We start from the raw sequence: 10170 nt of genomic DNA, 5'->3' as shown, positions 1-10170 counted from the left end.
TCTGCCGTTATCGTTTTTCACTTTATCTGCGGACGAAAATCCGCCCAACGTAATTATGTTCCAAGACAACCCATTACTCGCACAGCTCAAACAACAAATTCATGACAGCAAAGAACGTGTGGAAGGCACGGTGAAAGGTACGGACAAGGCTTACGGCTTTTTGGAATGCGACAAGAAAAGCTATTTCATTTCTCCTATTGCCATGAAAAAAGTCATGCACGGCGACAAAATTAGTGCCACTATCGAAAAACAAGGCGATAAAGAACAAGCCGAACCGGAGGCCTTAATCGAACCGATGCTTACCCGTTTTATCGCGAAAGTGCGGTTCAATAAAGACAAGAAATTGCAGGTGCTTGTTGATCATCCTAACATCAATCAGCCCATTGGCGCTGGGCAAAGCAAAGCCGTCAAAGAAGAATTACAGGAAGGCGATTGGGTTGTGGCAACCTTAAAAACCCACCCGTTGCGCGACGATCGTTTTTTCTATGCGCAAATCACTCAATTTATTTGCCACGCCAATGATGAACTGGCACCTTGGTGGGTGACCCTTGCGCGTCACGAACAACCGCGTGAACCGGTGCAAGGACAAGATCACTATGAAATGCAGGATCAAGAAACGCGCGAAAATCTGACCGCACTTCACTTCGTCACCATCGACTCTGAAACCACGCAAGATATGGATGACGCCTTGTATATTGAGCCTATTGCCTCAAACGGCGAACAAACCGGCTGGCAACTTGTGGTGGCTATTGCCGATCCAACGGCTTATATCGCCCCACATTCACAAATCGAAAAAGACGCTAAACAACGTTGTTTCACCAATTATTTGCCCGGTTTCAATATTCCAATGTTGCCACGGGAACTGTCTGACGAGCTATGCTCCCTCAAACCGAACGAAATCCGCCCGGCATTAGTGTGTTATATTCAAACAGATTTAGCCGGCAACATCACCGCGCCTTCACGATTTGTATTGGCAGAAGTGCAATCTAAAGCCAAATTAGCCTATAACAACGTTTCCGATTACTTAGAAGGCAAAGACAATGCTTGGCAGCCGGAAAATCCGGAAACAGCACAGCAAATTCACTGGCTGCACCAATTTACCCTAACCAGAACGCAATGGCGTAAAACCCACGCGCTGCTCTTTAAAGAAAAACCGGATTATTCTTTCGTGCTGGCAGAAAACGGCAAAGTGCAAGAAATTAAAGCGGAATACCGTCGTATTGCCAACCAAATTGTGGAAGAAGCCATGATTATTGCCAATATCTGCGCTGCCCAATTTTTACATGAAAACCTGCAATGCGGCATCTTCAATACGCACAGCGGATTCGATAAAAAGTTCTTGGAAAATGCCCACCATTTCTTGTTAGCCAATTTAGCCAATGAGGAAAACAAAGCGGAATTGCAAAGCCGTTATGCGCTTGAAAATCTGGCAACCTTAAACGGCTATTGCCAAATGCGCCATGATATTGAACCGATTGAAGGGGATTATTTGGAATTCCGTTTGCGCCGTTTTCTCACTTTCGCAGAATTTAAAGCGGAATTGGCACCGCACTTTGGCCTAGGCTTAAATGGCTACGCCACGTGGACGTCGCCAATCCGTAAATATTCCGATATGGTGAACCATCGTTTAATCAAAGCCCATTTAGCGGGCCGAGATTTTGCGAAACCGGAAGAAAGCGTACTCGCCCGTTTACAAGAAGCACGCCGCCAAAATCGCTTGGTGGAACGTGATATTGCCGATTGGTTATATTGTCGCTATTTGGCGGATAAAGTCGCTGAAAAACCGGAATTTGACGCGGAAGTGCAAGACGTCACCCGTGGCGGCTTACGAGTCATGCTGTTAGAAAATGGTGCTTCCATGTTTATTCCAGCCTCAACCTTACACGACAATAAAGAGGAGATCGTGATTAATCCTGATGAAATCGCTTTTTATGTGAAAGATCAGCGGTTATACAAAATCGGCGACCCAATTCGCGTACAACTCACTGAAGTGCGGGAAACGACCCGAAGTATTGTGGGAACCGTCGTCAAATAGGAATAAAAAAGCCACACGTCAATATTACGCGTGGCTTTTTTATGAAAGGGATAAATTAAAGAATCTCTAACAATTCCACTTCAAAGACTAATGGACTAAATGGCGGGATGGCTGCGCCTGCGCCACGTTCGCCATAGGCTAATTCGTGTGGGATTGCCAAACGCCATTTGGAACCGACCGGCATCATGGAAAGCGCTTCGATCCACCCTTTGATCACGCCATTAACCGGGAATTCTGCCGGTTGACCGCGAGCGACGGAACTGTCGAATACAGTACCGTCCGGTAATGTGCCGGTGTAGTGAACGCGTACTTTATCGGTTGTAGATGGCACGTTGCCGTTGCCTTCAACTAACACTTCATATTGCAAGCCGGAATCGGTGACTTTCACGCCGTCTTTTTGTTTGTTCGCCTCTAAGAAAGCTTTACCTGCGGCTTCAATTTCTTTGAATTGTGCTTGTTGGGCTTCTGCAGCTTGTTGTTGCAATTGTTGCAACGCTTGGCTGATTTCGTTGAAATCTAATGCCGGCGCATGTTGATTTAACACATCGTAAATCCCTTTTGCTACCGCTTCCACTTTCACCGCTAATTGGCTATCCAATAATTGTTGACCGATTTGCAAACCGATACCGTAACTGCCTTTGGCTTCGGTATCGTCTAATGTCACTTGATTGAAAAATTCTGCTGTCATGTTGTTTTCCTTTCTGTTGATAAAACTATTTCATCGTGGCTAAGATTTCGCCCATTCTTACCGAAACGTCCACCTCTAAATGTTCTGCTAAGGTCACGGAATTCACCGGGAATAAGTTAATGACGGTTGAGCCCAATTGGAATGCGCCCATCTCTTGGCCTTTGGTTAATTTGATGGCGCTGTCTCCTTGATATGTCCAGACTTTGACTTCACCGGTGCGTGGCGGATTAATGACGCCTGCCCAAACCGTGCTCATGCTGGCAGTAATGGTCGCCCCTACGAGGATTTGTACCATTGGGCCGAATGCTGTATCAAAAACACAAATAACGCGTTCATTGCGAGCGAATAAATTTGGCACGTGTTCCGCTAAGAACGGATTGACCGAGAATAAATCGCCCGGCACATAAATCATTTTGCGCAAGGTCGCATCACACGGCATGTGGACGCGGTGATAATCACGCGGAGATAAATAGATCGTCGCAAATTCGCCGTTTTTAAAGGTGTTAACTAATTCTTCATCGCCGGCTAATAAATCAGATAGGCTGAAAAAATGCCCTTTGGCTTGCAATAAACGTTCATCGTCAATATGCCCGATTTGGCTCACACGACCGTCGGCCGGTAAGCAAAGTGCGGTCGGATTTTCATTGATTTTTCGCGCGTCGTCTTTTAACTCACGAATAAAAAATTGGTTGAAACTCTCATAATCGCTAAAGTTCTCTTTTTTTGCTTCGCTCATGTCCACGTTGTATTTCTTCGCGAAAGCCTTGATCACGAAATGTGTTACCGCACCCCATTTTTGTTGGGCAAACCAACCGGCTAATTGAGTTAAATACAGTTGCGGCATAATGTATTGAAAAGCAACTTTCGCACGTTGCCAATAAGTGAATTTCGTCATAATGTCTATTTCTTGTACAATGTTAAATGAATAAGGGCGTGATTATATCAACTTTTCTTCGCCTTCCAACTTTAATTTATCCAAACGCACAAATAACGACAGTGCCATTCTCCAATGCGTTTAATCGCAATTCTACTTATTGAAACAAAAAAGTGCGGTGAAATATGAGAGGATTTTTGTTTGATAAACCGCCCTAAAATTTCACCGCACTTTGTCCATAAAAAAACCTGCTTAATTTCAATCAAGCAGGTTTTTCTTTAATTAATCGCGCAAATTAGTTTGCACAAGTTTGGCAAGCGGCTTGGAACATCCAAACTAATTTTTCTTGTGCTTTAATGTAATCACTCATTTGTGAAACGGTGCCTTCATCGCCGGCATCTGCCGCCAAAGCAAGAATTTCACGTTGTTGAGCCAGTAACACTTTAAAGCCTTCTAGTGTGCCTCTTAAGCAAGCAACTGCAGAGCTCACAGCAATATCTTCCTTAATACGAGAATGGCTTAAATATTGGCTAAACGCATTGTTTGGGGTGTAGCCCAAGGTTAAAATACGTTCTGCCACTTCGTCCACTTTTTCCACTAAATCGGTGTAAATTTCTTCAAATTTTGCGTGTAATTCAAAGAAATTCACATCTTTAATGTTCCAGTGATAACCACGCACATTGGTGTAGAAAACTTGATAAGTGGCTAATAATTCATTTAATTTTGCAGCTAATTCTTCAGATTTTGCGGTATCTAAACCAATAAATGTTTTTGACATAATATGTTCTCCTCTACTTTGTTAATTTATAAAAAATGAACGATGCAATGCTTAACCTCGTTCGTTTTTGTTGGCGTAAGTATAGAAAAAAGCACATAATGGCGCTAATTGTTACATCGAATAGAATTGATAGATAATAAAGATGGAATTATTAATAATCATTTCTAAAAACTATCAAAAAGGAACATAAATGACAGACGCAAGCAAGCCAACCGCACCCACGTCTAAAAAGACCCGCAAAAAAGCCGTAGGCATTTTCTTTTTTCTTCTTATTCTCATGACGATCCTCGCCGGATTATATTGGTTCTATTTTATTAAGAATTATCAAACCACTGAAGACGCTTATGTGAGCGGCAACCAAGTAATGATTTCCTCGCAAATTGCCGGAAACGTACGACAAATTAATGCAGAAAACATGGATTTTGTGCATGCGGGAGATGTGTTACTTGAATTGGATGACACGGATTACCAACTGAGTTTCAGCCAAGCACAAAATACCTTGGCAAGTGCAGTACGCCAAATTTCGCAACTCGGCTACACCGTGAAACAACTGGAAGCAACTGTTCAAGCCAACCAAACGGCGTTGACCAAAGCACAAGGTGATTTAGCGCGCCGTGAACAGTTAGGGAAAAGCGGAGCGATTGATAAAGAATCGCTACAACACGCCAGAGAAGCGGTAATGACAGCGGAGGCCAATTTAAAAGCGGTTAAAAACCAGCTTGCTGCCAATAAATCCTTATTAATGAATGTGCCGCTAAAAGAGCAGCCGGAAATTCAAAAAGCCATCAGTTCGGTCAAACAGGCGTGGCTCAATTTGCAACGTACCAAAATCACCAGCCCGGTCGATGGCTATGTAGCACGCCGAAGCATACAAGTGGGACAAAAAGTTGCCGTGGGTAGCGCGCTGATGGCAATTATTTCCAACGAACAAATGTGGGTTGATGCCAATTTCAAAGAAACACAATTAAAAGATATGCGAATCGGACAGCCGGTGAAATTATCCTTTGATTTATACGGTCATGATGTGAAATTTGATGGCAAAGTAGAAGGCATCGAAATGGGAACCGGCAGCGCATTTTCTTTGCTCCCCGCTCAAAATGCCACCGGTAACTGGATCAAAGTGGTGCAACGCGTGCCGGTTCGTATTAGCCTAGATGCACAACAAATCGCTAACTACCCGTTGCGTATGGGCTTATCTACCTTGGTTGAAGTGAATATTTCAGATACCCGTGGTGAAATGTTATCGCAACAAAAACGTACTGAGCCGCTCTATTCCACCAATACGTTGAATTATGATCAAAGTGCGGTGGAAAATCTCATCGAAAAAATTATTCGCGATAACACAAACTAAGGCTTGCCCATCATGCAAAAACCTATTGAAGGTGCTGCCCTTGGCATCATTACGTTAGCGCTGTCTCTTGCCACGTTCATGCAAGTATTGGATTCCACCATTGCAAACGTGGCGATCCCCACGATTTCGGGCGATCTCGGCGCATCGTTCAGCCAAGGCACTTGGGTGATTACCTCTTTCGGCGTCGCCAATGCGATTTCTATTCCGATTACCGGCTGGCTTGCCAAACGTTTTGGGGAAGTAAAATTATTCCTCATTTCCACCGCACTTTTTGTTTTAGCCTCTTGGTTATGCGGCATTTCCCATAGCTTGGAAATGTTGATTCTGTGCCGTATTTTCCAAGGATTAGCGGCAGGCCCGATTATTCCGCTGTCTCAGAGTTTGCTACTCAATAACTATCCTCCGGAAAAACGGGGCATGGCATTGGCATTTTGGGCAATGACCATAGTAGTTGCACCGATTTTCGGTCCCATTCTCGGCGGTTGGATCAGTGATAATTTACATTGGGGGTGGATCTTCTTTATTAATGTGCCGGTTGGACTGTTTATTATCAGTACCAGTTGGAAAATATTAATGCCACGAGAAAGTAAAATTCAGCACCAACCTATTGATACGGTGGGACTAGTCTTATTGGTGTTAGGCGTAGGCTGCTTGCAATTAATGCTGGATCAAGGGCGTGAGCAAGATTGGTTCAACTCCACTGAAATCATTATCCTTGCCGTCATTTCCGCCGTAACCTTAACCGCACTTGTCATTTGGGAACTGACGGACGACAACCCGGTAGTAGATATTTCCCTATTCAAGCAACGCAATTTCACTGTGGGCTGTTTATCCACCAGCTTGGCATTTTTAATTTACCTCGGCTCCGTCGTATTAATTCCCTTGTTGTTGCAACAGGTTTTTGGCTACACCGCCACTTGGGCTGGTTTAGCATCCGCCCCCGTAGGACTGTTCCCGATTTTGTTATCCCCTCTTATCGGTAAGTTTGGACATAAAATCGATATGCGTATTTTGGTCACCGTCAGCTTTGTGGTCTATGCCATTACCTTTTATTGGCGTGCCGTTACCTTTGAACCGGGTATGAGTTTTGCCGATGTAGCACTGCCGCAAATGGTACAAGGCTTAGCCGTCGCCTGTTTCTTCATGCCGCTCACCACCATTACGCTGTCTGATTTACCGGCGCACAAAATGGCATCTGCCTCAAGCTTGTTTAACTTTTTACGTACCCTTGCCGGCTCCATCGGTACTTCCCTTACGACATTCTTGTGGTATAACCGTGAAGCCGTTCACCACTCACAGCTGACCGAAGCCATTACGCCGTATAACCCTGCTGCACAACAGTATTACCAGATGATGGAGCGTTTCGGCATGGGCGAAGAACAAACTTCTTCCCTGCTTGCCCGCAACATCACATCGCAAGGTTTTATCCTCGGTGCCAACGAGATTTTCTGGTTATCCGCCATACTATTTTTGGCATTATTTATTTTGGTCTGGTTTGCCAAACCGCCTTTTGGAAGCCGACACTAAAGTGCGGTTATTTTTGAGACCAGTCTTTTGCCCAATTCACCGCTGTTTCAATGGCTTTTCGAGCTTGTGGGCTATTTCGCCAACAGGTTGACCCCGTGATTTCGGCACCTCTTTGAAGAATAAAATCAGGGCTCGTCACCGCCAGTATTTTGACATCATCTAATCCCATTTCTTCTAAACGCTTTAAGATCGTTGCGCCGATACCTTTTTCAGCTAAAAGGCTGCGCTTTTCTGATTCACTCAATGGCATACGATTTCCTCATAAGATAAAAAATGCGGTAAAAATCTACCGCACTTTGTTCAACTTTATGCTTCCGCCTTCGGTTTAATCACCGCATAAATTACACCGGTGACGACAGAACCTATGGCGATAGCCGCAAGATACATCAACGGCTCAGAAACAAACGGTACCACAAATAAACCACCGTGTGGCGCTTGCAAGGTAATGCCTAAACTCATGGAAATCGCCCCCGCAGTGGCACCACCAAGGATGCTACTGATAATCACGCGCAGCGGATCTGCCGCCACAAATGGCAATGCCCCTTCGGAGATAAAACAGAAGCCAAGTACGAAAGAGGCTTTACCCGCATCACGTTGATTGGAGGTGAATTTACTGCGCGCTAACCAAGTGGCGATAGCCATGCCGATTGGTGGCACCATGCCTGCTGCCATTGCCGCTGCCATTGGGGTGTAAACCTGAGAGGCGATCATGCCCACAGAGAAGGTATAAGCCGCTTTGTTTACCGGCCCCCCCATGTCGATACACATCATGGTGCCGATAATCACGCCAAGCACCATGGCATTCACATCGCCCATGGATTTTAGCCACTCACTCAACGCCGTCATGATTTTTGCGACAGGCGGGTTAATGAGATAAATCATGGCTAAGCCGACAATGAAAGACCCCAATAACGGCAAAATTAAGATCGGTTTAAGGGACATTAGGCTTGGTGGTAATTTAATCACATCATTAAGCCCTTTCACCACATAACCTGCAAGGAAGCCGGCGATAATTCCGCCTAAAATCCCCGCGCCTGCGGTCGTCGCCAACATCCCGCCGATTAACCCCACGGCAAGCCCCGGACGGTCGGCGATAGAGAACGCCACATAACCGGCGAACACCGCGATCATTAAGTGGAATGCCGCGCCGCCCCCAATATCCATTAAGGCTTTCGGCAAGCCACCTGCGATGTTTTCGTCTTTGAACGCTTCAATACCGAACATGAAGGAAATGGCGATAAGCAAACCGCCCGCCACTACCAACGGCAACATATGTGATACGCCAGTCATCAAGTGCTTATAGACGCCTTTCTTCTCGCCGCGCTCTTCGGCTTTCGCCGCGGACGTTGCGCCGCCTTCGTAAATTTTGGCTTCTTTAAAGGCTTTATCGAATTCTTGCGCGGTTTTCTTCAACGCAAGTCCGGTGGAGGTGCGATACATTAATTTACCTTTGAATTTGTCCAACGGCACGTCAATATCCGCTGCCACAAACACCAAATCCGCTGCCGCCACTTCTTCCGCCGTGATTTCATTACCCGCACCCACTTGTCCGCGGGTTTCCACTTTCACTTGCCAGCCTTGTTGTTTGGCGTAGGTTTCGATGGCTTCGGCAGACATGAACGTATGCGCTACGCCTGTCGGGCAAGCGGTCACCGCCACAATATTTTTCATTTTACTGTTAGAAACGACCGCACTTTCAGCAGGCGGAGCATAATCCTGCGCCTGTTGAATGGCCTGGTCTAACAGGTTTTCGGGTGCATTGAAATGCTCGTCAATTTTTGCCAAAAACACTTTTTTGCCATTGAATTGAGCATTATTGGGTAACACATTCCCCAAAACGATGATCAAATCCGCCGCCTCGGCACTGTCCACGATTTGATGTTGTGCTTGCGCGGCTTTGCTTAGCATTTCACGCAATAGAAAGGCTTTGGCGTTACCCAAATTCGCAGATGGGGTGAAATAAATATGCATAAGATTATCCCTCAATGACAGTAATGTTGACATTGTTTAAAATTGGTTCAAGCAAAGTGCGGTCAGAAATGCCAACATTACTTTGCGACACGGCAAAAGCGGACACCGCACTGGCAAAAGCAAGAGTGTCTTTTTGTGGAAGACCGTTAATTAAGCCATAAATCAAACCCGCCACCATAGAATCGCCTGCGCCCACGGTACTCACCACATGTTCACATCTCGGTGGTTGTGCCTGCATAATTGCCTCATCACTCAACCATAAAGAACCATTCGCACCCATGGAAATAATCACATGAGCAATGCCCTGTGCTTTTAATTTCTTGGTGGCAGACACAATTTCTTCCAGTGAATTTAAGGTATAACCCACCCAGGCCTCTAATTCGCGATGATTCGGTTTCACCAGCCAAGGTTTTGCGTTCAACCCCGCAGTTAGCGCTGCATTGCTGCTGTCTAAAACGACTTTTATTCCCGCCTGATGGAGTTGTTTTAGCCAATCGGCGAACAAGTCCGGCGTCACGCCACGCGGTAAACTGCCGCACACAGCGACGATGTCAAAAGATTGACAATAGGCGAGAGAATCCGCCACAAATTGTTGCCATGCGCTGTCACTGATTTCATAGCCTAAAAAGTTTAAATCGGTAACATCCGCGTCGGTTTCGGTAATTTTCACGTTGATTCGGGTTCTGCCTGGCACGCGCTGGAATTTGTCTTGTAATCCCAGTTTGTCGAAAAGCGTAACAAAGTCCCCTTGGTTATCTTCGCCAAGAAAACCGCCCACCGTGACATCAACGCCTAAATCTTTTAATACTTTCGCCACGTTAATGCCTTTGCCTGCAGGAAAAAGCCCGAGGGTTTCCACGGTGTTGACTTCGCCCAATTCGATACGTTTTAAACGCCCGACCAAGTCATAAGCGGCGTTTAAGGTGATAGTTGCAACATTTGCCAT

General features: G+C 45.6%; 9 protein-coding genes. 3 read left to right on the top strand and 6 right to left on the bottom strand.

Going from position 1 to position 10170, the window contains the following annotated elements; all coding sequences use genetic code 11:
- The first annotated feature begins 55 nt into the window (after positions 1-55).
- Positions 56-2035, top strand: a complete 1980-nt coding sequence (gene rnb, locus HMPREF9065_RS05570; protein ID WP_021615921.1) for an exoribonuclease II — start codon at positions 56-58, stop codon at positions 2033-2035.
- A 55-nt stretch (positions 2036-2090) separates the two neighbouring features.
- Here rnb and HMPREF9065_RS05575 read toward each other — a convergent pair whose 3' ends face one another.
- From HMPREF9065_RS05575 to HMPREF9065_RS05585, 3 genes are all read right to left on the bottom strand, one after another.
- On the bottom strand, positions 2091-2723 hold the full coding sequence (locus tag HMPREF9065_RS05575; protein ID WP_021615920.1) for an FKBP-type peptidyl-prolyl cis-trans isomerase: 633 nt from the start codon (positions 2721-2723) through the stop codon (positions 2091-2093).
- A gap of 25 nt (positions 2724-2748) precedes the next feature.
- The gene (asd, locus tag HMPREF9065_RS05580; protein WP_021615919.1) at positions 2749-3618 is read right to left on the bottom strand and encodes an archaetidylserine decarboxylase; all 870 of its coding nucleotides are present in this window, start codon (positions 3616-3618) and stop codon (positions 2749-2751) included.
- Between the two features lie 274 nt (positions 3619-3892).
- Complete coding sequence (locus HMPREF9065_RS05585) at positions 3893-4375, bottom strand: Dps family protein (RefSeq protein WP_021615917.1); 483 nt, start codon at positions 4373-4375, stop codon at positions 3893-3895.
- A gap of 190 nt (positions 4376-4565) precedes the next feature.
- On the opposite strand from HMPREF9065_RS05585, the gene HMPREF9065_RS05590 reads away from it, so the two are divergent.
- Both HMPREF9065_RS05590 and HMPREF9065_RS05595 read left to right on the top strand, forming a co-directional pair.
- Positions 4566-5726, top strand: a complete 1161-nt coding sequence (locus HMPREF9065_RS05590) for an EmrA/EmrK family multidrug efflux transporter periplasmic adaptor subunit (RefSeq protein ID WP_021615916.1) — start codon at positions 4566-4568, stop codon at positions 5724-5726.
- Positions 5727-5735: 9 nt separating this feature from the next.
- A complete protein-coding gene (locus tag HMPREF9065_RS05595) occupies positions 5736-7253 on the top strand; it encodes a DHA2 family efflux MFS transporter permease subunit (protein ID WP_033002513.1) in 1518 nt (505 codons plus the stop codon).
- A 7-nt stretch (positions 7254-7260) separates the two neighbouring features.
- Here the strand turns inward: HMPREF9065_RS05595 and HMPREF9065_RS05600 are convergent, their stop codons facing one another.
- Genes HMPREF9065_RS05600 through fruK form a run of 3 tightly spaced genes read right to left on the bottom strand, consistent with a single transcriptional unit; the run spans position 7261 to position 10170 of the window.
- Positions 7261-7503 carry a hypothetical protein gene (locus HMPREF9065_RS05600; RefSeq protein WP_021615914.1) on the bottom strand — a complete coding sequence of 81 codons (243 nt, stop codon included), beginning with the start codon at positions 7501-7503 and terminating at the stop codon, positions 7261-7263.
- Positions 7504-7559: 56 nt separating this feature from the next.
- Positions 7560-9224 carry a fructose-specific PTS transporter subunit EIIC gene (locus HMPREF9065_RS05605; protein WP_021615913.1) on the bottom strand — a complete coding sequence of 555 codons (1665 nt, stop codon included), beginning with the start codon at positions 9222-9224 and terminating at the stop codon, positions 7560-7562.
- A 4-nt stretch (positions 9225-9228) separates the two neighbouring features.
- Positions 9229-10170 carry a 1-phosphofructokinase gene (gene fruK / locus HMPREF9065_RS05610; RefSeq protein ID WP_033002490.1) on the bottom strand — a complete coding sequence of 314 codons (942 nt, stop codon included), beginning with the start codon at positions 10168-10170 and terminating at the stop codon, positions 9229-9231.

The organism is Aggregatibacter sp. oral taxon 458 str. W10330 (assembly GCF_000466335.1).
Classification (GTDB): Bacteria; Pseudomonadota; Gammaproteobacteria; order Enterobacterales; family Pasteurellaceae; genus Aggregatibacter.
Note: the sequence above shows the minus strand (reverse complement) of the source record. Positions and strands in the feature narration are given on the sequence as shown.